21 protein-coding genes are annotated in these 22,315 nt (G+C 73.8%); 9 read left to right on the top strand and 12 right to left on the bottom strand.

The window, feature by feature from the left end:
• Positions 1–192 precede the first annotated feature (192 nt).
• Complete coding sequence (locus EBN88_RS06450) at positions 193–900, bottom strand: response regulator transcription factor (protein ID WP_226961621.1); 708 nt, start codon at positions 898–900, stop codon at positions 193–195.
• Between the two features lie 550 nt (positions 901–1,450).
• Here EBN88_RS06450 and EBN88_RS06445 point away from each other — a divergent pair.
• Positions 1,451–2,509, top strand: coding sequence for a hypothetical protein (locus EBN88_RS06445; RefSeq protein ID WP_122182832.1), 1,059 nt, complete (start codon positions 1,451–1,453; stop codon positions 2,507–2,509).
• A 30-nt stretch (positions 2,510–2,539) separates the two neighbouring features.
• On the opposite strand, the gene EBN88_RS06440 is transcribed toward EBN88_RS06445, so the two are convergent.
• Complete coding sequence (locus EBN88_RS06440) at positions 2,540–3,406, bottom strand: GIY-YIG nuclease family protein (RefSeq protein WP_122182831.1); 867 nt, start codon at positions 3,404–3,406, stop codon at positions 2,540–2,542.
• A 132-nt stretch (positions 3,407–3,538) separates the two neighbouring features.
• Here EBN88_RS06440 and EBN88_RS06435 point away from each other — a divergent pair, with 132 nt between their 5' ends.
• From EBN88_RS06435 to EBN88_RS06425, 3 genes are all read left to right on the top strand, one after another.
• Positions 3,539–4,828 (top strand): DNA cytosine methyltransferase, encoded by a 1,290-nt coding sequence (locus EBN88_RS06435; RefSeq protein WP_122182830.1) that lies wholly within the window; start codon positions 3,539–3,541, stop codon positions 4,826–4,828.
• A 263-nt stretch (positions 4,829–5,091) separates the two neighbouring features.
• The gene (locus tag EBN88_RS06430) at positions 5,092–5,616 is read left to right on the top strand and encodes a very short patch repair endonuclease (protein ID WP_233580495.1); all 525 of its coding nucleotides are present in this window, start codon (positions 5,092–5,094) and stop codon (positions 5,614–5,616) included.
• Positions 5,617–5,828: 212 nt separating this feature from the next.
• A complete protein-coding gene (locus EBN88_RS06425; protein WP_122182828.1) occupies positions 5,829–6,686 on the top strand; it encodes an alpha/beta hydrolase in 858 nt (285 codons plus the stop codon).
• A 118-nt stretch (positions 6,687–6,804) separates the two neighbouring features.
• Here the strand turns inward: EBN88_RS06425 and EBN88_RS06420 are convergent, their stop codons facing one another.
• The 4 genes from EBN88_RS06420 to EBN88_RS06405 form a co-directional block, all read right to left on the bottom strand.
• Positions 6,805–7,776, bottom strand: a complete 972-nt coding sequence (locus EBN88_RS06420; protein ID WP_122182827.1) for an ABC transporter substrate-binding protein — start codon at positions 7,774–7,776, stop codon at positions 6,805–6,807.
• Between the two features lie 68 nt (positions 7,777–7,844).
• Positions 7,845–8,747, bottom strand: coding sequence for an ABC transporter ATP-binding protein (locus EBN88_RS06415; RefSeq protein ID WP_122182826.1), 903 nt, complete (start codon positions 8,745–8,747; stop codon positions 7,845–7,847).
• Complete coding sequence (locus EBN88_RS06410; RefSeq protein WP_122182825.1) at positions 8,744–9,829, bottom strand: FecCD family ABC transporter permease; 1,086 nt, start codon at positions 9,827–9,829, stop codon at positions 8,744–8,746. Before EBN88_RS06410 ends, EBN88_RS06415 begins: the two co-directional genes overlap by 4 nt.
• Entirely contained in the window at positions 9,826–10,881 is a 1,056-nt protein-coding gene (locus EBN88_RS06405; protein ID WP_122182824.1) for a FecCD family ABC transporter permease, read from the bottom strand. Before EBN88_RS06405 ends, EBN88_RS06410 begins: the two co-directional genes overlap by 4 nt.
• A gap of 66 nt (positions 10,882–10,947) precedes the next feature.
• Between EBN88_RS06405 and EBN88_RS06400 the strand changes: the two genes are divergently transcribed.
• Entirely contained in the window at positions 10,948–11,616 is a 669-nt protein-coding gene (locus tag EBN88_RS06400) for an HAD family hydrolase (protein WP_122182823.1), read from the top strand.
• Positions 11,617–11,647: 31 nt separating this feature from the next.
• Here the strand turns inward: EBN88_RS06400 and EBN88_RS06395 are convergent, their stop codons facing one another.
• Positions 11,648–11,890, bottom strand: coding sequence for a hypothetical protein (locus EBN88_RS06395; RefSeq protein WP_233580494.1), 243 nt, complete (start codon positions 11,888–11,890; stop codon positions 11,648–11,650).
• A 166-nt stretch (positions 11,891–12,056) separates the two neighbouring features.
• On the opposite strand from EBN88_RS06395, the gene EBN88_RS32550 reads away from it, so the two are divergent.
• Positions 12,057–12,440 (top strand): cold-shock protein, encoded by a 384-nt coding sequence (locus EBN88_RS32550; protein WP_122182821.1) that lies wholly within the window; start codon positions 12,057–12,059, stop codon positions 12,438–12,440.
• A gap of 108 nt (positions 12,441–12,548) precedes the next feature.
• Here the strand turns inward: EBN88_RS32550 and EBN88_RS06385 are convergent, their stop codons facing one another.
• From EBN88_RS06385 to EBN88_RS06370, 4 genes are read right to left on the bottom strand one after another with little or no spacing between them, the layout of a single operon-like run.
• On the bottom strand, positions 12,549–13,430 hold the full coding sequence (locus EBN88_RS06385; RefSeq protein WP_122182820.1) for a 1,4-dihydroxy-6-naphthoate synthase: 882 nt from the start codon (positions 13,428–13,430) through the stop codon (positions 12,549–12,551).
• Positions 13,427–14,152, bottom strand: a complete 726-nt coding sequence (locus EBN88_RS06380; RefSeq protein WP_122182819.1) for a futalosine hydrolase — start codon at positions 14,150–14,152, stop codon at positions 13,427–13,429. Before EBN88_RS06380 ends, EBN88_RS06385 begins: the two co-directional genes overlap by 4 nt.
• 21 nt (positions 14,153–14,173) lie before the next feature.
• On the bottom strand, positions 14,174–14,752 hold the full coding sequence (locus EBN88_RS06375) for a hypothetical protein (RefSeq protein ID WP_122182818.1): 579 nt from the start codon (positions 14,750–14,752) through the stop codon (positions 14,174–14,176).
• 27 nt (positions 14,753–14,779) lie between these two features.
• Complete coding sequence (locus EBN88_RS06370; RefSeq protein WP_407703380.1) at positions 14,780–16,177, bottom strand: MFS transporter; 1,398 nt, start codon at positions 16,175–16,177, stop codon at positions 14,780–14,782.
• Positions 16,178–16,471: 294 nt separating this feature from the next.
• On the opposite strand from EBN88_RS06370, the gene EBN88_RS06365 reads away from it, so the two are divergent.
• On the top strand, positions 16,472–17,248 hold the full coding sequence (locus EBN88_RS06365) for a DUF3027 domain-containing protein (RefSeq protein WP_122182817.1): 777 nt from the start codon (positions 16,472–16,474) through the stop codon (positions 17,246–17,248).
• A gap of 89 nt (positions 17,249–17,337) precedes the next feature.
• Here the strand turns inward: EBN88_RS06365 and EBN88_RS06360 are convergent, their stop codons facing one another.
• Entirely contained in the window at positions 17,338–18,060 is a 723-nt protein-coding gene (locus tag EBN88_RS06360) for a sulfite exporter TauE/SafE family protein (protein WP_122182816.1), read from the bottom strand.
• A 181-nt stretch (positions 18,061–18,241) separates the two neighbouring features.
• Here EBN88_RS06360 and EBN88_RS06355 point away from each other — a divergent pair, with 181 nt between their 5' ends.
• Both EBN88_RS06355 and EBN88_RS06350 read left to right on the top strand, forming a co-directional pair.
• Positions 18,242–21,415, top strand: a complete 3,174-nt coding sequence (locus EBN88_RS06355; RefSeq protein WP_233580493.1) for a sacsin N-terminal ATP-binding-like domain-containing protein — start codon at positions 18,242–18,244, stop codon at positions 21,413–21,415.
• Positions 21,403–22,269 (top strand): endo alpha-1,4 polygalactosaminidase, encoded by an 867-nt coding sequence (locus EBN88_RS06350; RefSeq protein ID WP_122182815.1) that lies wholly within the window; start codon positions 21,403–21,405, stop codon positions 22,267–22,269. Before EBN88_RS06355 ends, EBN88_RS06350 begins: the two co-directional genes overlap by 13 nt.
• The last annotated feature ends 46 nt before the right edge of the window (positions 22,270–22,315 follow it).

The following is a 22,315-nucleotide window of genomic DNA, read 5'->3' as shown; positions in this document are numbered from 1 at the left end:
TCACCGAGAACGTAGGAGCGGCCAGCGAAGCAGTGAGGGCCAGAAGGTGAACAAAAAGATAGGTTCGGCGGAACCGGTAGTTTCACAAAGAGAGTTGGAATCGTTAAGGAAGAAGCCTGGTGATCATGGCTGTGATCAAGGGCGTGTCCCGGCCCTGGAGCGGGCCGGGGCACACCGGGATCGGGCCGTGTGTCAGCCGGCCGGGGGCACCAGGCGGTAGCCGACGCCGCGCACGGTCTGGATGATCTCCGGGTGGTGCGGGTCGTCGCCGAGCCGCTCCCGAAGCCGCCGAATGTGAACGGTGATGGTGTTGGAGCGCCGCGCCCCCTCGCCCCACAACTCCGTTCTGATCTGGTCACGTGTGATCACTTTTTCGGCGTGCAGCATCAACAGATGTAGCAGCTGAAACTCCCTCAGCGGCAGCCGGGCCGTGGAGACGCCGTGCATCCGCACCTCGTAGGTGCTCGGGTCGAGCGTCAACGGGCCGCAGACCAGCGGCTGGTCCCAGCCCCGGTGGCCCCGGTCGGCCAGGCTGAGCAGCTGGGCCACCTCGCGCGGCCGATAGGGGCGCGCGACACATGCGCTCGCGCCGGCGGCCAGCGCCGGCGCCACCTGCGCGGTGTCCTCCGGGCCCACGCCCAGCACCACCGGGATCGACAGCCGCCGCCGGACCAGCCGCAGCACGGTCGCCCCGTCGATCAGCGGCAGGTCGGCCGAGACCAGCAGCACGTCGGGCTTGCGTAGCCCGGCCTCCAGCAGCGCGGCGGCGCCGTCGGCGCAGTGCACCACCGACACCTGGTACTTGGCCAGCTGTGTCGTCAGCCCCTGCCGGATGCGCTCGTCGGCGTCGGCCAGCAGCACCACGGGGTGCGTGCCCAGCGGGATGGGCGCCGGGCCCACGGCCCGCTCCGGCCCCACGCCGGCGGCAGGGCCTTCGTCCTCCGCACCGTCAACCTCCGTGCCAGGCACGGAGGTTGCCCGAGTCGAACTCAACCAGGCGCCCACGGGCTCTCCCTCGCTGTCGGTCTCGGCGGTGGTCTCGGTGGTCGTTACGGCAGTCGACTCGGCAGTGGTCTCGGCGGTGAACGAACGGCCAGGGCGTCAGGCCGCGTCGCGCCACGGGAGACGAGCGGGGCCGGCGGGCGGGCCGACGGCCGTGCGCCGGGCTCCCGGGAGGCGTGAAACCGGTGTCCACGAGCGACGTTCACCATGTAACGAGCTGTGGGTAGCGGGTTGCACGGCGTTCGGTGAACCCGCGATGAACAACGGTGTTCCCCCAGGTTCCGCCGCGCTCCCGCGCGGGATCGTCGCCGCGCGTCGGCCAGCGACGGCGGGATCGTTTCCGCGCGGCGGGCCCCGCTGTCGGTGTGCGTCAGTAGCATCGGTGGGTAACGCGGGGAGTGTCGGGGACCGCATCGGGTCCGGGCCGGGCGAGCGCAGGGGCAGTGGCGTGGGGATCGAGGACGAACAGCTGGTGTTCGACTATCTGAGCCGGGTCGGCGACCTGGCCCATGGCACCGCCATGTCGTCCGCCGAACGGGCCCGGCTGGTCAACCGACTGCGGGACGAGATCGGCCGCGCGCGGGCCGACGCGGGCTCCGAGACGCGGTCCGCCGCCTCCGTGCGCCGCATCCTGGGGAAGCTCGGCAGCCCCGAGGACGTGGTGGCCCGCGCGGCCGGCGACGCCCCGCCGGCCACCACCAACGGGCCGGCCCGGCCACGTTCTTCACCTTCGCCGTCCCCTTCACCTTCGCCCCCCGCTCCGTCCTCCGCTCCGTCCTCCTTTCCGTATGCCTCTTCGCCGCCGGCGCCGCTGCCCGCGCGGCGCGAGCGGCCGGCGCGGCGCGAGCGGCCGGGGTCGCCGGGCGCTGACGGGCCCGAGGTGCCGCTGCGCTGGCCGAGGGAGGAGCTGCCGCGCGGCGGCGGTTGGCAGCGGGGGCCCGAGGGGCAGATCGCCGGCTTCAGCGGCGGGATCGACATCCCCGAGCTGATGCACCCCAGCGGCCTGGCCGACGCCGAGCCCGGGCCCGCCACGGAGGCCGAGCTGACGGCGGCCGAGGCGGAGCGCGAGACGGCCGACGCCTCGCTCACCCAGCCGGTGGTCGAGGACGCCGACCCGCCACGCCGGCGGGCCCGGCTGGCCAGGGCCGTCCTCGGCGGGCGCCGCAGGGGCGGGATCGTCGAGCTGGCCGGCGTGGTGGCGCTGGTCGGCGGCGCGGTCGCCGGCTCGCTGCCCGCGCTGGCGCTGGGCTGGGTGCTGGCGTACTGGTCGCCCCGGCTCGGTCAACGCGAGCGCCAGTGGGCCACGTTCGGGATGCCGGCGCTGGTCGCGACGGTCTACGGCGTCTGGCTGATGGGCCGCCTCGGCGGGAACTGGGGCGAGCCGCTCGCCGACGGCGAGGTCGAGAAGCTTCTCGCCAACGACTGGCCCCTCCTCCTCCGCCTGGCCGCCTTCGCCTCCGCCGCCTTCCTCCTCTTCCGCGCCCGCCGCCCCGTCAAGGAGGGCTGAACGGGGCCCGTCACCGAGGTCGCGGCCGAGCTACTGCGGGTCTTCCTCGTCCTCGTCCTCGTCCTCGTCCTCGAAGAGAGTGCCAGCCTCGCCGGCGGGCACCCTCTTCGGTTGCTCCTCGGTCACGGTTACGCCGCGGTAGTAGCGAAAGCCGCTGGGGTAGTCGGCTCCCTTGTCCGGATACATGATCACGTATCCCATCAGGGCGCTGATCTGCCAGTCCTCGGGCAGCGCGGGCGCTACCAGTCGGAAGACCGCGTCGGCGGTCAGCGCTGCTGAGGGGACGGTGACGGAGACCGCGTCGAAGCGCGAGTCCTTCTGGAAACGGAAGTTGTAGGGCAGTCCGCTCTTGATCTTCGCGAGAAGGTCCGCGAGTTGGTGTTCTCCTGTCCCCAGTCCATCGACCTGACGATCGAGGTCGATGGGGAACAGCGCGTCGAAGTGATCGGCGCTGAGCGCGGTGCGGTCGCGCCTCTGCCCCGGGTCCTTGTTGCCGAAGCCGTTGGTGTTCCAGGGGATGTGTCCATCCGCCTTGTACTTCTTGATCAGCAGCTTCTCGGGCGCGACCGCTGAGAAGTCCTCTGCGACGTAGAGGCATTTGAACGAGATCTCCGAGGGACTGATGTTGCTTCGGCCAGAGATCTTCCGCAGGTGTTGACTCAGCCTTCCGGAAAGCCGCTTGTCGGCCTTGCCCACGTAGACGAACTCGCCCCGTCGGTAGAGCTGGTAGACCCCTGACCGGCTGCTGAGTCGCTCGGCCTCCGCCTGTTCGTCGAGGCGGTCGAGGTTCTCTGGGGTGAGCGGCGCGGGCGCGAGTTCGTCGAACGCTTCCGCCAGTTGGTGCCCGAGCGCCCTGGTGATGCTCAGGCGGAACTGACTGCTGAACTGGCTGGCCATACGTGGGGCGACCTCCTGGGCGAGCGCGTGAACGTGACACTAGCTCCGCCGTACGACGAGTGCGAATGGGAGAGTTGAGAACCGCGACGTCGATAGCCTTGCCGAGTGCGATCTCCGCGGTACACTTCTTGGGTGTTTGAGCTGCGAGAAGGACGTCACGACGTGCGGACGTGTGTCGAGCTGTTCGCCGGTGGCGGAGGGCTCGCCATGGCCGTGCACGCGGCCGGTTTTCGCCCTCTCCTGCTCAACGAGATCGCGCGACGCGCCTGCGAGACCATCCGCGCCAACCCTCTCCAGCCCGCCCGGGACGATGAGTTGCCCATGCCGTGGCCTCTGATCGAGGGGGACGTTCGGGACATCGACTTCGCCAAGGAGGTGAGGGAGAGGGTGGACCTCGTCGCGGGCGGGCCGCCCTGCCAGCCGTTCAGTCTCGGTGGCTCGCACAGGGGTGACGAGGACGAGCGCGACATGTTTCCACAGATGTTCCGGGCTATCCGAGAGCTCAGGCCGAAGGCGGTCATCTGCGAGAACGTGCGAGGGCTGCTTCGCCCGTCGTTCGCGCCCTACTTTGACTACATCAAGCGGGGACTGACTCTGCCGTTCCTGACACGGTCGGCTGGCAAGACGTGGGAGGAGCACGACAACGAACTGGAGAAGGCCATCGCGAACGATGACGCCGACCCCACCGAGCGCTACGTCGTGACTCATATGCCCGTCAACGCCGCTGACTACGGAGTTCCGCAGATCAGGCGACGAGTGATCATCGTCGCCTTCCGCGCGGATCTCGGTGTGGACTGGGAGGCGTTCCACCCTCGACAGGAGTATTCCTACGAGTCGCTGATCCACTCCATGCGCGCCGACGGGCCGTACTGGGATCGGCACGATGTGACCGACGAGGTGCGTGATCGGGTCATCTCCGAGCTTCCGAAGCTCGACCTCGCTGACGAGGGCGTTCGCCGTCGGCTCGCTCTGAGGCCGTGGCGCACCCTTCGCGATGCGATCGTCGGTGTGGATGAGAACGAGGGAAGTCCGTTGCCGCCCGTCGAGGTCGGGGACCTCAGGCCGAAGCGTCAGGTGGGGGACGTCACGGGGCACGTCGGCTGGCCAGGGGCGCGGACGTATCCAGGGCACACGCCCAACCTCCTCGATCGACCAGCGAAAACCGTGAAGGCGGGGGTGCACGGTGTTCCCGGAGGCGAGTCAGTGATGCGTGTGGACGACCCTGGGTACGACGGCACGGGCTACCGCTATATGACCGTGCGCGAGACCGCCCGCGTGATGACTTTCCCTGACCACTGGGAGCTCAAGGGGCCACGCGGCGAGCAGATGCGGCAACTCGGCAACGCGGTTCCGGTCAAACTCGGCGCGACGTTCGCGAGGGCGGTGGCCGCCGCCTTGACGGAAGCCGAGCGCCGGCGGTGACCGCCAACGCGGGGCGCGGAGGGAACCGTTCCTGGAAGGAGCGGGTACCGGAGGAGAGGGCCTGGAAGCCGAGGGCCGGAATGAGTGTGCGCGCGCGTTCAGCGGAACAGGACCGGGCGGCCGGCGGGTCACGGAATCGTGCTGTGCGGACGGGCGAAGGACGCTTCGCTCGCGGATCGATCGCACTCCGCCTCTATGGAAAGCGACGTCGTGTCCACGCGTACCTGCGCTGGTCGCAGGACGGTCGCACGCGTGAGCGCCACGTGGGCGAGGTCGATGAGGGAACGCGCGCCGCGAATCTCAGAGCGGCCTGGGCGCTGGCTCACGCTGCGGGGCTCGCCGCCAGCGAGACGTTGCCTTCGGACTCAGGAGCGTCGTCTCCGGAGTCGCGCGCGGTGATGAGGGCGAACAGAGGACGCGACACGAAGCCGGAGCTTCTGCTTCGCTCGCTGCTCCACCAGAGGGGGCTGCGCTACCGGGTGTCGATCCGCCCGCTACCTGATCTTCGGAGAACCGCCGATGTGGTCTTTCCGAAGGCCCGGGTCGCCGTGTTCGTCGATGGTTGCTTCTGGCATGGCTGCCCTGAGCACCACAGACCAGCGACCAAGCGTGCGGAGTTCTGGCGGGAGAAGATCGAAGGCAACCGGGCCAGAGACGCCGAAACCAGCCGGCTCCTTCTCGAACGAGGATGGCGCGTCGTCCGCGCCTGGGAACACGAGGACCTCTCCCGAGTCGCGGAACGAATCGATCTGCTTGTCCGCGCCCGCCGCCCCGTCAAGGAGGGCTGAACGGGGCCGCGCCGGGCGGCCGTTGGGTTTCGGGCCCCGGCGTCGCGGGTTTCCGGCGGGGTCGGTTAGCCTGTGGGTATGTCCCTCGTCATTCATGCCTGGTCGAGCGTCCGACTGCGGTCGGGGCGCTGACCTGCGACGTCGGCCTGGTGCCGGCGTCGGGGTCGTACGCGTCCCCATGTCCCACCTCAGGATGACGAGGTTTTTCCGTTATGCGTTCTCAGTCCACTTTTGTCCTGGTGCACGGCGGCTCCGGCACCGCCAGGACCTGGACCCCGCTGCGCAACGAGCTGGCCCTGCGCGGCCACCGTTCGTACGCCGTCGACCTGCCAGGGCACGGCGACCTCGCCGACGTGCCCGCCGCCTACTACCGGCAGCCGCAGGACCCGGCGGCGCTGGCGGCGGCGCCGTCCCCGCTGCGCGGGGTCACGCTCGCGGACAACGTGCGGCACGTCGCCGCGATCCTGCGCCGGCTCGCGCCGGCCGGCCCGCTCGTGCTGGTCGGCAACAGCCTGGGCGGCCTGACGATCAGCGCCGTCGCCGACGCCCACCCCGAGCTGGTCGGCCGCGTGGTCTACCTCTCCGCGCTCTGCCTCAGCGACCCCGCCATGCTCACCGAGCCCTGGGGCGTCGAGGACGACAACCTGCTGGACGCCGCCGCGGCCCGGATCGCCGTGCCCGGCGTGGCAGAGCCGGGCGTGGCCCGGCTCAACTGGCGTGCGGCGCACGGCGATCCGGAGCTGTTCGCGCGGCTGAAGGCCGCGATCATGGCCGACGGCAGCGACCACCAGTTCCGGATGCTGCTCGACGCGCTGGACCCCGACGAGAACCACGGCGTCCTGGAGGCCGGGGCCGTCGTCACGGCGGAGGGATGGGGCCGCGTTCCCCACACCTTTGTGCGGCTCGCCGAGGACCGGGCCATCACGCCGGCCGTGCAGGACGTCATGATCCGCCGCGCGGACGAGCTGACCCCGGCCAACCCGTTCGAGGTCCACACCCTCGCGGCCTCGCACGTCGGCTACTTCAGCCGCCCGGCGCTCTTCGCCGACCTGCTGGCCCGCCTGGCCTGAACCGGACGCCCTCTCCGCCAGCCCCGGCGCGAGGGGCCCCGGCGCGAGGGGCGGCGGTCGCGCGCCACGGCCCGGCCCAACGGCCGGGCCGCTGGCGCGCGTTCCACCGGCCCGGCGTTCAGCCGGCGAGGGTCTCCGCGATCTCGTCGAGGATCTGCTCGGCCGCCGTGTAGCCGATGCCCAGGAACCACAGCTGGTCGTTGACCGGGAACGCGCGGTTCTCCTGGACGGCGGTCAGGTCCTCCCACAGCGGGCCGCCGACCGCCGCCTCCTCGCCCGAGGCGTCCGGGTCGCCGTAGGAGGAGTAGTAGATGACGTCGGCGTCGGCCTGGTCCACCTGCTCGGGGCTGATCTCCACGGCGAAGCCGTCGGTCGCGTCGTCCACGATCGCCGGCCGGCCCAGGCCCACGTCCTCCAGGATGCCGCCGATGTAGTTCTCCCGCCCGTAGAGGCGGGTGTTGCCGCCGTCGATGAAGCGCAACATGCTGACCTCGATCTCGGCCGCCGCCTCGGGCCCGCCGATGGCCTCGGTGACCTCGGCGACATGCTCCTCGTAGGCGGCGACGACCTGCTCCGCCTCCTCCGACCTGCCCAGCGCCTCGGCGTGCATCAGGAAGTTCTCCTTCCAGGGCGCGCCCACCGTCTCCGAGAAGACCGTCGGCGCGATCGCCGACAGCTCGTCGTAGCGCTGCTCGTCGCGCACCTTGCTGCCGATGATCAGGTCCGGGTCCAGCTCGTTGATGGCCTCCAGGTTGGGCGCCGCGATGTTGCCCACGTTCTCGATGTCGGCGAGCTGGTCCTGCGGCAGGTAGTCGAGGAACTCCTGGGTGGCGTCGGCCTGGACGGCGCCGACCGGGACGATGCCCAGGGTGATCGCGGTGTCCAGCTCGGCGGTGTCCAGCACCACCACGCGCTGCGGGTTCTCCGGCACCTCGACCGGGCCCATCGCGGTCTCCACGGTCCGGGTGCCGCCCGAGCCGTCGGAGCCGGACGAACCGGAGGAGCCCTCCGAGTCCGCGTCGTCGCCGCAGGCGGCGAGGGCGACGGCGCAGGCGAGCGCCAGGGCGGAGGCGGTGATGCGACGGTTCATGGCGGGCGGGGCCTTTCTGGCGAAGCGGGAACGGGAACGGTAACGGGGGACGCGGCGGCGCGCTGGGGTCAACGGGCCTCCCCCGGCAGGGGCGTGGGGGCCTCGGGCACGACCAGCGGGGAGCCGGTGACCGGGTCGGGGATCACGACGGCCGCCAGGCCGAAGACCTCCCCCACCAGCTCGGCCGTGACGATCTCGTCGGGGTGGCCCTGGGCGGCGATCCGGCCGTCCTTCATGGCCACCAGGTGGTCGGCGTAGCGGGCGGCCTGGTTGAGGTCGTGCAGCACGGTGACCACGGTGCGGGCCGGCGTCTCGTCCGTGGGGGTGGCCAACTGGCGGACCAGGTTGAGCACTTCGACCTGGTGGGCGATGTCCAGATAGGTGGTGGGCTCGTCGAGCAGCAGCAGGTCGGTCTGCTGGGCGAGGGCCATCGCGATCCAGACCCGCTGCCGCTGCCCGCCGGAGAGGGCGTCCACCGGCCGGTCGGCCAGCCCGCTGACGTCGGTGCGTTCCATCGCCTCGGCCACGGCGGCCTCGTCGGCCGGGGACCACTGCTGCCACCAGCGCTGGTGCGGCTGCCGGCCCCGGGAGACCAGGTCGGCGACGGTGATCGCCTCGGGCGCGACCGGGGTCTGCGGCAGCAGGCCGAGCGACTGGGCTATCCGCCGGGTGGGCAACGTGTGCAGCTCGGCGCCGTCCAGCAGCACCGTCCCGGCGCGCGGCTTCAGCAGCCGGCCCAGCGCGCGCAACGTGGTCGACTTCCCGCAGGCGTTGGGCCCGACGATCACGGTGACCTCGCCGTCGGGGATATCGAGGTCCAGCGCGTCGACGACCGGCCGGTCGGCGTCGTAGCCGAGGGTCAGCCCCCGCGCCGCCAGCCGGCCCGCCGGCGGCCCGTCGCCGGAGAACCTCTCCGGCCCGTTGCCCTGTTCGCCTCCCGGCTCGTTCCCCGGCTTGGAGAGGATGCTCATGCCCGGCCTCCGGTGCGGTTCTTGAGGATCAGCCACAGCAGATAGGGCGCGCCGATCGCCGCCGTGACAACGCCGGCGGGCAGCTCCGTCGGCGAGAACAGCGTCCGGGCCAGCAGGTCGGCCAGCACGGTCAGCAGCGCGCCCACCAGCGCCGTGGTCAGCAGGGGTATCTGCGCGGTGCCGGTCAGCCGGCGCGCGATCTGCGGGGAGAGCAGCGCGACGAAGTCCACCGGGCCCGCCGTGCCGGTGGCGAGCGCCGCCAACAGCACGCCGACGCCGGCCAGTCCGACGCGGGTCACGTTGAGCCGGACGCCCAGCGCGATCGCGGTGTCGTCGTCCAGGGTCACGGTGCGCTGCGCCCGCGCCGCCCAGCACACCGCCGGCACCACCGCGAGCAGCGCCCAGGCCAGCGGCTCGGCCTCGGCGTAGCCCCGGCCGTTGAACGAGCCGGTCATCCACACCGTGGCCTGCTGCGCCACGGTGTGGTCGCCCTTGGTCAGGAAGAGTTGGGTGACGGAGCGCAGCGCGACGGCGAAGCCGATGCCGACCAGCACGAACCGGCCGGCGTGCAGCCCGCCGCGCCAGGCGAAGAGATAGACCAGCACGGCGGCGCCGAGCCCGCCGGCGATCGCCCAGTACGGCAGCACGGCGGTGGACGCCAGGCCGTAGGTCATGGCGATCACCGCGACCGCCGCCGCGCCCTGGCTGACGCCGATGATGTCGGGGCTGGCCAGCGGGTTGCGGGCGACGGTCTGGATCAGCCCGCCGGCCACCGCGAGCGCGGCGCCCACCAGCAGCGCCACGGTCAGCCGGGGGAGCCGCAACACCCCGATCACGAAGTCGTGTTCGTCGGTCAGACCCAGCACCGAGCGGACCGCCTCCAGCGGCGGGACGCTGGACTCGCCGAGCGAGAGGTTGGCCACACAGCCGGCGGCCAGCGCCAGCAGCAGCACGGCGACGACCAGCAGCGTGCGGCCGTGGACCAGCACCGAGGCGCCGCCGAGGCGCACCGCGCGGTAGCCGGTGGGGCGCGCGGCGCTGGTCCTGGCCGTGCGCGGCGGCCTGGCGAGCGTCGTGGTCATCCGCGCACCCCCGAGCGGCGCACCAGATAGACCAGGAACGGAACGCCGACCAGCGCCGTGGTCACCCCGGCCGGCACCTCGGACGGCGGGAAGACCAGCCGGCCGACCACGTCCGAGACCAGCAGCACCGCCGCGCCCAGCAGCGCCGCCATCGGCAGCAGCCAGCGGTGCCCGCCGCCCACCAGCGCCCGCCCGATGTGCGGAACGGCCAGGCCCACGAAGGCGATCGGCCCGGCGGCCGCGACCCCGGCGCCGGTGAGCACGGCCGCGCCGAGCCCGCCGGTGATCCGGACGGCCGCCACGTTCTGGCCCAGGCCACGGGCCACGTCGTCGCCGAGCGCCAGCGCGTCCAGGCCGCGCGCGGCGGCGGCCACCAGGACCACGCCGGCCAGCAGGAACGGCCATATCCGCTCGGCGATGTCGGCGTCCCTGCCGGTCAACGAGCCGACCTGCCAGAACCGGTACTCGTCCAGCGTCGCGCCATGGGTGGTGAGGACGCCGGCGATCACCGAGGCCAGCAGCGCGTTGATCGCCGCCCCGGCCAGCGCCAGCCGCACCGGCGTCGCGCCGCCCCGGCCCTGGTTGGCGACCGCGTAGACGAGCACGGCGGCCAGCGCCGCGCCGGCGAACGCGAACCAGACGTAGTCGTCGAGGGAGTTCGCGCCGGCGAAGGTGATCGCCAGCACCACGCCGACGGCCGCGCCCTGGCTGACGCCGAGGATGCCGGGCTCGGCGATCGGGTTACGGGTCAGGCCCTGCATCACCGCCCCGGCCATGCCGAGGGCGGCGCCCACCATGAGCGCGATCAGGGTGCGCGGCACCCGCAGCTCGCGCACCACCTTGGCGGCGCTGGCGTCCTCGCCGCTCAGCGCGTCGGGGGAGGTGGTCAGGGCGCGCAGCAGCTGTTCGACGCCGATGGAGCGGCTGCCGAGGGCGACGCTGAGCAGCATCGCGACGGCGACGACGGCCACCCCGGCGGCCAGCCAGGCGAGCCGTCGCGAGGTGGTGGCGCGACGCTCCACAACGGGCGGGCGGTCGGCGATGGTTGGCATGGATTCCCTGCGCGGTTAGGTTAGGCGAGCCTAAGTATAGGCAACTGCCAGGGGCACAATAGCGGCATGTCACTTTCCACGTCGCCGCGTTCCGCCGACCTCGAACCCGCACCCGGGTTCACGGTCGGATTCGATCTCGACATGACCCTGATCGACTCCCGACCTGGCATCCGGCGGACCTATCTGGCCCTCGCGGAGGAGACCGGCGTCTTCATCGACGCCGACCTCGCGGTGAGCCGCCTCGGGCCGCCGATGGCGGAGGAGTTGGCGAACTGGTTCCCGGCGGAGCTGGTCCCGGCGATGGCCGACCGCTACCGCGAGCTGTATGTCGAGCTGGCCGTCGAGCCCACGCCGGCGCTGCCGGGCGCGGCCGACGCGATCGAGGCCGTGCGCAGGCTCGGCGGCCGGAGCATGGTGGTAACGGCCAAGTACGGTCCCAACGCCCAACTGCACCTTGATCATCTGGGCCTCAAGACGGACCTGTTGGTCGGCTCGCTGTGGGCGGAGGGCAAGGCGGAGGCGCTGCGGGAGCACGCCGCCGGCGTGTATGTCGGCGACCACATCGGGGATGTGCGCGGGGCGCGCGCCGCAGGGGCCGTCTCGGTCGCGGTGGCCACCGGGCCCTGCCCGGCCGAGGAGCTGCGGGAGGCGGGGGCCGACGTGGTGCTGACCGATCTCACCGCGTTCCCCGACTGGTTGGCCGCCCACCGCGCGCCGGGCGCCTCCGGCGCCTGAGCGGAGCGCGCCCCTCTACCACACCGCCCCTCTACCGCACCGCGCGCTGCGCCGCGCGGTCCTCGCGCCGCTGCGCGGCCACGGAGCGCGCCAGCCCGCAGCCGGCGACGAAGAAGCCGACGCCCATCAACATCGAGACCAGATAGGCGGCGGTCGGCAGCGGCTCGGCGCCGACCAGCAACGGAATCACGGTGACCAGGGTGGCCACCGCGCCAACGGCGAAGATCACGCCGCCGACCCGGACCAGGCCATCCCCTGCTTGTTCGTTACTCACCCCCACAGGATCGCAGGTGCGAGCATATTTGCGACGCGGTGGGGGCAGTGATCCTCCGAAACGGCCCGGGAGCATCTTGTCACCGGGCTACGGGCGATTAGCCTGGGACGTGGCGGGCTGATGTGGCCCGCCTCACTGCTATGGACGAGTGCGAGGACGAGGACACGTGCCTACCGGCAAGGTCAAGTGGTTCAACAGCGAGAAGGGCTTCGGCTTCCTTTCCCGTGATGACGGCGGCGACGTCTTTGTGCACTCCTCCGCGTTGCCCGCCGGGCTGGACGTGCTCAAGCCGGGCCAGCGCGTCGAGTTCGGCGTCGTCGCCGGCCAGCGCGGCGACCAGGCGCTCTCCGTCGTCCTGTTGGACCCGGTGCCCTCGGTGGCGGCCGCGCAGCGGCGCAAGCCGGACGAGTTGGCGTCCATCGTGCAGGACCTGACGACGCTGCTCGACGGCGTCTCCCAACAGCTGGAGCGCGGCCGGTATCCCGACCGCGCCAGCGGGCGCAAGATCGCGGGGATGCTGCGCGCGGTCGCGGACCAACTGGACGTCTGAGGCCCCGGGCCGGGCGTCGTCCTCCCCGGCCCGACGCCCGGTCCCAGCCCCCAGCCCCAGCACCGCGCCGCCCGCCATCAACCGGCCGGCGGGCGACCACCCAGGCCGTCAACTCACCGGCGTCAGCCGGCCCGTGGCCGGGACCAGGCCGGCCGTCGCGGCGCGGGTCAGCAGGGCGTCGATCGCGGCGTAGCCGGCCGGGCCCAGGTCGGCGGTGAACTCGTTGACATAGAGCCCGATATGGGCGTCGGCCACCGCCGGGTCCATCTCCTGCGCGTGCGCCAGCACATGCTCGCGGCTGGCCGCCGGGTCGGCCCACGCGTGCCGCACCGAGGCGCGGATCGCCTCGGTGACGGCCGCCAGCCGCTCCTCGCCCAGCGAGCGCCGCGCGACGATGGCGCCCAGCGGGATCGGGTGCCCGGTGCTGGACTCCCAGTACTCGCCCAGGTCGGCCAACTGCCGCAGCCCGTACGTCTGGTAGGTGAAGCGCGCCTCGTGGATCACCAGCCCGGCGTCCACCCGGCCGTTCCGCACCGCCGGCATGATCTCGGCGAACGGCAGCACCCGCACCTCGCCGACGCCGCCCGGCACCAACTCCCCGGCCCAGAGCCGGAACAGCAGGTAGGCCGTCGACCGTTCGCTGGGCACCGCGACCGTCCGGCCCGCCAGCTCGGCCGGCGAGGCCGCGCCGCCGGCGGCCGTCAGCACCAGCGGGCCGCAGCCCCGGCCCAGCGCCCCGCCGCACGGCAGCAGCGCGTACTCCTCCAACACCCAGGGCAGCACCGCGTAGGAGACCTTCAGCAGGTCGCCCTCGCCGCGCTCCGCCCGGCCGTTGGTGATGTCGATGTCCGCGTAGTCCACGGTGACCGGCGGCGTGCCGGGCAGCAGCCCGTGCGTCCAGGCGTGGAAGACGAAGGTGTCGTTGGGGCAGGGGGAGTAGGTCAGGGAGAGCGGCGGGGCGCTCTCCCGGGTGCCAGCCGTGGTGCTCATGGGGTGTCAGCCTCCTCGTGGTGCTTCTTCCGCCACGTCTCGACCGCCGGGCCCAGCGCGGCGAACGCGTCGGTCAGCGCGCGCAGCGCGGCCGGGATGCGCCAGGCCGCGCGGTCCCGTGGCCCGACGGGGTTGGACACGGTGCGGACCTCCAGCACCGCGAGCCGGTGCGCGGCGGCGGCCGTCGCCACGCCGTGCCCCTCCATCGCCTCCGCCGCGGCGCCCGGGTGCCGGGCGGCCAGCGCGGCGGCCCGCTCGGCCGTTCCCGTCGCCGTGGCCACCGTCAACACCGGCCCCAGCACCGCGCCCGTCGCGTCGGCGACCGCCTGGGCCAGCACGGCCGGCGGCCGGTGGCTGACCTGGCCGAAGCCCAGCTCCGCCAGGTCGATGAAGCCGTCGGGCCCCTCGGCGCCCAGGTCGGCGGCGACCAGCGCCGAGCCGACCACCGCGTCACCCACCGCGGCCACAGGGGCGAACCCGCCGGCGATGCCGGCCGCCACCACCAGGTCGTACCGCCCGGGCGCCACGGCCAGCACCGTCGCCGTGCCGGCGGCGGCAGCGGCCGGGCCCACGCCCACGGCCACCGTGTCCCACGCCGGCCCCCGGTGCAGCGTCAGCCCGGCCGGCAGGGTGAACGGGTCGGGCGGCGCGCCCGTCGCCAGCGTCACCGCGTCCCGCTCGGCGGGCACGGCCGTCACCACCAACGTGCGTCCGCTGCTCATCGGTTGACGCGCCCCGCGCGCTCAGTCGCCCGGGGTGAGCGTCGCGTTCCAGACACCCTCGACGCTGCCGAAGAGGTTCTCCTGGAACTCCTCCTCCGACTGCGAAGCCCAGATCGTCTCGATGTCGTAGTCCTCGCGGACCTGCGCCACGCTCAGCCGCAGGTCCTCGGCGACCGGCGGCGAGCCGGGCTCCGCCTGCTGCTGCACCATCTGGAAGAGCTGGTCGCTGGGGAAGCTGCGGTAGGTGCCGGTGAACGGCTCCGCGCGGTAGAGCTGGTCGTTGACGAACAGCAGCCAGCCCTCCTCGGCGATCTCGGTGTCGACCCCGATCCGGAAGGTGTCGCCCGGCGTGCTGGAGAACGTCGCGCGGTTGTCGTCGCTGGAGAGGCACTCCATCGCCCGCTCCGCGCCCAGCGCCTCGCCGTGCCCGTAGCAGTCGCTGGCGGTCTCCCGCGTCTTGCTGCTGCTCTCCAGTGTGAAGTGCGCGTTGGGCGACGGCTTCTCGCACGCGGACAGCACGAGGACGCCCAGCGAAACGGTGCCGATGGCGAGCGTCGTACGAATGGCCCGGCGGCCCCGGTTCCTGGCGGTAGCGGTCATGCACCGCAGATTACCGGCCGATACCGGTCACCTGACGCGCGGGTGCGGCGAGCCGCGTCGGGCCGTCGCCAGCAGGCCCCGCACGCTCAGCCCGGCGCCGACCAGGACCAGCGTCGCCGCCACACCCATGCCCAGCGGCCCGATCAGCGGCAGCGAGATCCCGATCGCGCCGCCCAGCACCCAGGACATCTGGAGGGTGGTCTCCGAGCGGGCGAACGCCGAGGTCCGCACCACCTCCGGCACGTCCCGCTGGATCAACGCGTCCAGCGCCAGCTTGCCGAGCGCCTGACAGATCCCGGCCGCCGCGCACACCGCGATCACCGTCACCGCGAGATAGCTGACCGTCGCGGCGACCGTGGTGCCAACGGCCACCGTCAGCACCGCCAGCAGGATCAGCTCGGGGGAACGTTCCCGCAGCCAGTTGCCCAGCAGGTTGCCCATGCCGTTGCCCACCCCGGCGGCGACGCCCACCAGGCCCAGGGAGAGCGCGGCGCCCAGGCCGGGCAGCGGCTCGCCGCGCAGCAGGAACGCCATGAAGAAGAGGAGGAAGCCGGAGAGCGCGCGCAGCGAGGAGTTGGCCAGCAGCGCCTTGATCACGGGGGAGTCGCCGACCCTCGGCAGGAACCCGGCCCGCTGCCCGTCGTTGCCGCCCCGCCCCGAGCGCATGTCGGCCAGCTCGGCCAGGTGCGCGGTCCGCTCGCCCTTGGCGAGGTCGACCCGGCCCGGCAGCCGGAACGACATCAGCGCCCCGGTGACCGTGATGGCGCAGGCGGCGTAGAGCGGCCACCGCTCGCCGATCGCGTTGAGCGCCAGCCCGACGGGCGCCATCGCGCCGGCCGAGATCAGCCCGGTCAGCGTGATCCGCGCGTTGGCCTTCACCAGCGAGACGCGCGGCGGCAGCAGCCGGGGCACCACGGCGGCCCGCACGATGTTGTACGCCTTCGAACAGACCATCACGCCGAGCGCCGCCGGATACAGCTCAAGGCCGCCGGTGACCACGGCGCTCGCGATCACCAGCGCCAGCATCCCGCGCGCCAGCAGCGCGCCGGCCATCGCCGCGCGCCGCCCGTGCGGCAGCCGGTCGAGCAGCGGCCCGATCACCGGCGCCAGCAGGATGAACGGGGCCATGGTGACGGCCAGATAGAGCGCCACCCGGCCGCGCGCCTCGTCGGTCGGCACGGAGAAGAAGATGGTGGAGGCGAGCGCGAAGGTGATCAGCATGTCGCCGGCCGAGTGCACGGCGTGCAGCTCGATCAGCTTCGCCATCCCGGACTCGCCCGCGCCGTGCGCGTGCGTCGCGCGCCGCACCCGGCGCGTCACGGCGCGTGGCACGGCCAGGAGCGCGCGCCCCAGCGCCCGGCCGGTGCGCACGATCACCCCGGCGCGGTGCTCGGTTCCCGTGTCCAACCGACCGCCAGCAGCCACAACCGTTAGCGTACGGCCCCGAAGGCCCCTGACTCCTTTGATCCGTCCGGGCTTTACGGGCTTTCCCCGAGCCGGACCAGCCCCGGTCGCCGCGCGGCCCCCTCCGTGCCGGCCCGGCCCCGGAAGAACCCGTGCGCACCGCGCCCACCCCGTGCGATAGCGTGGCCGGCGGTGCGCCTGGCCTGAAGTGAGTGCGCGACGTCGCAGCGGTCCCGGTGTCCGCTCCGTCCGCTCCGTTCGCCGCGAGGTGCCCGCCCGAACAACGCGGTAGGAGAGTTGCCTGTGAGTGCTGGGATGCGAAGCCGGACGCCCGACCGGCTGTGCGCCGAGGCGGTGGAGCTGGCCCGCGAGGCGGCGGCACAGGCGGCGCACCCGCACCGGCTGGGCGAGCACCTGGGGATGGTGGCCGAGGGCGAGCGGCTGGTGACGCACTTCTTCGCCAGCGAGGTGCCCGGCTACTCCGGCTGGCGCTGGGGCGTCACCGTGGCCCGCGCCTCGCGCGCCCGCTATGTGACGGTCGACGAGGTGGCCCTCACCCCGGGGCCCGAGGCGCTGCTCGCCCCGGACTGGGTGCCGTGGAGCGAACGGCTCCGCCCCGGCGACCTGGGCCCCGGCGACCTGCTGCCGGCGGAGGAGGACGACCCGCGCTTGGAGCCGGGCTTCCTCGCCGAGGACGCGCCGCCGCCCAACTCGCCGCTCGCCGAGGAGGCGGAACGGCCGGAGCGCGGCACGGTGCGGGACGTCGCCAGCGACCTCTTCCTCGGCCGGAACCGGGTGCTGTCCCTCCAGGGGCTGCGGGAGGCGGCCGAACGCTGGGACGAGCAGTTCGGCGCGGAGACCCCGATGGCGCAGGCGGCGCCGGCCGCGTGTGTGAGCTGTGGCTTCCTGGTGCCGCTGGCGGGGAGCCTGCGGCAGGCGTTCGGGGTGTGCGGCAACGAGTTCTCCCCGGCGGACGGCCGGGTGGTCTCCCTCGCCTACGGCTGTGGCGCGCACTCGGAGGCGGCCGAGTCGCCGAAGCACCAGGCCCCGCCGCCGCCGGTGATCGACGACCTGGGGACCGACCCGCTGTAGGCGAAGGGGCCGCGGCGGTCATGGGGTGGGCGGGCGCCGCCCGTTCACCCCGTGACCGCCGCCCTGGTCGTGCCGGTCCGCCGTGTCCCTCACGCGAGCACCGCGCGGGCGACCAGCCCGACGCCCGCCGCGCCCACCACCGCCAGCAGCACCGCGCGCAGCACCCGCGCGTCGACCCGCTGCCGCGAGGCGCGGCCGGCCAGGAAGCCGGCCACCACCAGGGGCGTGGCCGCCAGGCCGTACCCGACCTGCCGCCCGTCCAACTCCCCGGCGGCGATCAGCGCGGCGAGCGAGATCGCCCCGCCCAGCAGGAAGAACGCCGCCAGCGTCGCCCGCACCCTGGCCGGCGGCTCGTACTGGTAGAGCAGCGCCATCGGCGGGCCGCCGATCGACGTCGCCGTGCCCGTGACCCCCGACAGCGCGCCCGCGCCCACCAGCGACCAGGGGCGGATGGCCAGCCGCGCGCGCCACAGCGAGGCGGCCACCGCCAGCAGCACCATCGCGCCCACCGCCCCGGCCAGCGCGCCCGGCGCCAGCCGCCCGACCAGCCACGCCCCGAGCAACGCCCCCGGCACCCGGGCCGGCAGCGCCCACGCCAGCCCGCGCCAGTCCACCTGCCGCCACTCGCTGACCACGCCGAGCACCGGCAGCACCATCGAGGTGATCAGCAACCCGCCGGGCAGCAGCGACGGTTCGAGCAGGGCCAGCGCCGGCGCGCCCAGCAGCCCCAGGCCCAGCCCGATGCCGCTCTGGAGGGCCGACCCGACGAACACCGCGCAGGCCAGCAGGAACAGAGTGGATATCTCGGTCACAGGACCCCGAACGTAACACCCGCCACCGACAGTCCGCCGACCGCCCGGCGCCGGGCCGTTCGCCCTGCCGTTCGCCGGGCCTCCCCCTGCCGTTCGCCGGGCCGTCCAGCGGCCGTTCGCCGGGCCGGAGGAGACGCGGTCCGGGGCGTCATCGTCAGTGGACGGCGATAGTGTCGGTGGCGTGACCACCGACCACGCGGTTGACCCGTACTCCGGCCTGCCCGACCCGTTCGCGACCGAGCGGCTGCGGCACCGTGTCCTGCGCGCCTGGCGGGACTCGCCGGCCAGGTTCCGGGAGGACGCCAACGCCGAGGAGGACCTCGCGCGCGGCGGGTACCGGGACCGGCTGGTCGTCGAGTTGGCGCAGAACGCGGCCGACGCCGCCCAACGCGCCGGCCGGCCGGGCCGGTTGCGGCTGACCCTGCGCGACGGGGTGCTCACGGCCGCCAACACCGGCGCCCCGCTGGACGCCGCCGGCGTCGAGTCGCTCGCCACGCTCCGCGCCTCGGCCAAGCGCGGCGGCGCGGGCGTCGGCCGGTTCGGCGTCGGCTTCGCCGCCGTTCTCGCCGTCAGCGACCGCCCGGAGATCGCCGGCGCCGGCGGCGGCGTGCGCTGGTCGCTCGCCGAGGCGACCGAGCTGGCCCGCGCCGCCGGGGAGGAACGCCCGGAGCTGCTCGCCGAGTTGGAGCGCAGGGCGGGCGAGCGGCACGCCGTTCCGCTGCTCCGGCTGCCGCTGCCGCACGCCGGGGCCGACGTTCCCGACGGCTATGACACGGTGATCACCCTGCCGCTGCGCGACGCGGCCGCCGAGGACCTCGCCGACCGGCTGCTGGCCGCCGTGGACGACACGCTGTTGCTGGCGCTGCCCGGGCTGAGCGAGGTGGTCCTCGACACCCCAGGGGGGCAACGGGCGCTGGCCCGGCGGCAGTTCGGCCCCTACACACAGATCACCGAGGAGCCGGGACCGGCCGGCAGCGCGGTGCGGTCCACCCGCTGGCGGGTCTCCTCCCTCGCGGGCGAGGCGGACGAGGCGCTGCTGGCCGACCGTCCCCTGGAGGAACGCGAGCGCCGCAACTGGTCGCTGAGCTGGGCCGTTCCGGTGGACGCCGAGGGGGCGCCCGCGCCGCCGGTCAGCGCGCCGGTGCTGCACGCCCCCACCCCGACCGACGACACGTTGGGCCTGCCGGCGCTGCTGATCGGCAGCTTCCCACTGGAGCCGACCCGCCGCCATGTGGCGCCCGGGCCGCTGACGGACTTCCTGCTGCGGCGCGCCGCCGAGGCGTATGCCGCGCTGCTGGCGGACTGGCGGCCGGTCACGCCCGAGATCCTCGCGCTGGTGCCGGGGCCGCTGGGCCGTGGCGAACTGGACGGCAGGCTGCGGGAGTTGGTGCTGGAGCTGCTGCCCGGCACGGCGTTCCTGCCGAGCGCGGCGGCCGGCGCCGCCCCGCCGGAGCCCCTGGAGCCGGCGGCGGGCGAGGAGCCGGCGGAGCACGAGCCGCCGGTGGCGCTGCGCCCCACCGAGGCCGAGCTGGTGGAACGGGCCGGCGCCGAGACGGTCGCGGTGCTCTCCGAGCTGTTCCCCGGGCTGCTCCCCGCCGGCCTGGAACGCCGCGCCGAACTGCGGGTGTTGGAGGTCGAGCGGGTCTCGCTGGGCGAGATCATCGAGCGGCTGGCCGGCGTGGAGCGCCCGCCCGGCTGGTGGTGGCGGCTCTACGACTCGCTGGCCGGCGTCGACCCGGACCTGTTGACCGGCCTGCCGGTGCCGCTGGCCGACGGCCGCACCACGATCGGCCCGATGCGGGTGCTGCTGCCCACCGTCGGCACCGAGCCGGCCGAGTTGGGGCGGCTGGGCCTCAGGGTGGCGCACCCGGAGGCCGCCCACCCGCTGCTGGAGAAGCTGGGCGCGGCCCCCGCCACGCCCCGCGCGGTGCTGGACACGCCGCAGGTGCGGCACGCGGTGGCGGCCTCGGCCGACCTGGAGGTGTGGGACGAGGACGCGCTGCCGGCCGCCGAACTGGCCGCCACGGTCCTGGCGTTGGTCCGCGAGGCGGACCTCGGCCCCGGCGACGAGCCGTGGCTGGCGGCGCTGGCGCTGCCCGACGAGACGGGCGAGCTGACCCCGGCCGGCGAGCTGGTCTATCCGGGCAGCCTCTTCCAACAGGTCATCAGGCCCGACGAGTTGGCCGCCTGCGACGCCGACCTGGCCGAGCAGTGGGGCGAACGGGTGTTGACCGCCGTCGGCGTGCAGGCGGACTTCGTGCTGGTCAGGGCGGCCGATGTGGTGCTGGACCCGGACGAGTTGGAGCCGCGCGACGGGCCCTATGCCGAGCCGGACGACATCGGCCTGCTGGACTCGGTCGACGTCTGGTGCGAGGACGTGCTGGACGCGCTGCCGGACGCTCCGCTGCCGCCGGTCGCCGCCGAGGTGCTGGCCGTGCGGGACCTGGAGCTGGTGGACGACGACCGCTGGCCGCTGGTGCTGGAGCTGTTGGGCCGCTCCCCGCTGCGGGAGGCGCTCACGGGGCGGGTCCGGGTGCGGATGCCGGACGGCACGGCGCGGTCCGCCCGTTCCTACACGGCCTGGTGGCTGCGCGGCGCGCCGGTGTTGGACGGCCGCCGGCCGGCCGGGCTGCGCTCGGCGGGCGGCGATCCGCTGCTGGCCGGCCTCTACGAGGACGCGGACACCGCGCAGGCCGACGACGAGGTGTTGCGCGCGCTGGGCGTGCGGACGACGGCCGCCGCGCTGCTCGCGGAACCGGGCGGCGCGGCCGAGCTGTTGGCCCGCCTGGCCGACCCTGAGCTGACCGTCTCGGCCTGGCAACTCCACGGCCTCTACGGGCTGTTGGCCGAGCTGGACCCGGAGGAGGTCACGCTGCCGGACGCGCTGCGGGCCGTGGTGGACGGGGAGGTGCGGGTGGTGGACGCGGGCGAGGTGCTGGTGGCCGACGCCCCCGACCTGCTGCCGCTGGCCGGCGGCCGGCCGCTGCTGCCGGTGCCGCCGGAGCTGGCCGGCGACCTGGCGGCCGTGCTGGACGTGCGGCCGCTGAGCGCGGCGCTGCCGGCCGTTCCGCCCTCGGACGGGGAGCGGCGCGAGGTCCCGGCGAGCGCACGGGAGTTGCTGGGCGAGGCGACCCCGACGGAGTACCGGGAGCACGATGACGGCCTGGTGATCGACGGCCGGGAGGTGGACTGGCGGCTCACCCCGGAGGGGGTGCTGCACGCCGCGACCTTCGAGGGGCTGGCCGCCGGGCTGGCCTGGGCCACCGGGCAGTGGCCGCGCCGCTTCGAGCTGGCGGCGCTGCTGGAGGCCCCGGAGCGGGCGGCCGAGTTGGAGACCGCCCGATGGTTCGACTGAGCCGCGCCCCGCTCGCGGTCCTCGCCGCCGCCCTGCTGCTGCTCGCCGCCTGCTCGTCCTCGGACGAGGCCGCTTCGGAGGGCGACGGCTCGGGCGACGGCTCGGGCGGCGACGGGCGGGCGGGGGCCGAGGGGGAGGCGAACGAGGAGCCGGCGGGGTGGTGGCGGCCGACCGCCGGGCTGGACTGGCAGTGGCAGCTCACCGGCGACCTCGACCTCGAACTCCCCGTCGACGTCTACGACATCGACGCCTTCGAAACGACGGCCGAGGACGTCGCCACGCTCCACGACCGGGGCGTGCGGGTCATCTGCTATGTCAACGTCGGCGCCTGGGAGGACTTCCGCCCCGACGCCGACGCCTTCCCCGAGGAGCTGCTGGGCGAGGGAAACGGCTGGCCCGGCGAACGCTGGCTGGACATCCGCGCGTTGGACACCCTGCGCCCGCTGCTCGCTGAGCGCCTCGACCTCTGCGCGGACAAGGGCTTCGACGCGGTGGAGCCCGACCTCCTCGACGGCTACCAGAACGACACCGGCTTCCCCCTGACCGCCGACGACCAACTGGCGTTCAACCGGATGGTCGCCGGGCTGGCCCACGAGCGCGGCCTGGCCGTCGGGTTGAAGAACGACCTGGACCAGATCCCGCAGCTGGTCGAGGAGTTCGACTTCGCCGTCAACGAGGAGTGCGCCGCCCACGACGAGTGCGGGCTGCTCAGCCCGTTCATCGAGGCCGACAAGCCGGTCTTCCACGTGGAGTACGAGCTGGCGCCCGAGGAGTTCTGCCCCGAGACGACGCGGCTGGGGCTCAGCTCGCTCGCCAAGAACTGGGAGCTGGACGCCTGGCGCGCCACCTGCTGAGCCCCCGCCCGCCGAGCACCCGCCGGCGGCGCCACCTGCTGAGCCC

The organism is Streptomyces triticirhizae, assembly GCF_003696235.1.
Taxonomy (GTDB): Bacteria; Actinomycetota; Actinomycetes; order Streptomycetales; family Streptomycetaceae; genus Streptomyces; species Streptomyces triticirhizae.
The sequence above is the reverse complement of the archived record's forward strand: the minus strand, read 5'-3'. Positions and strand labels throughout refer to the sequence as shown.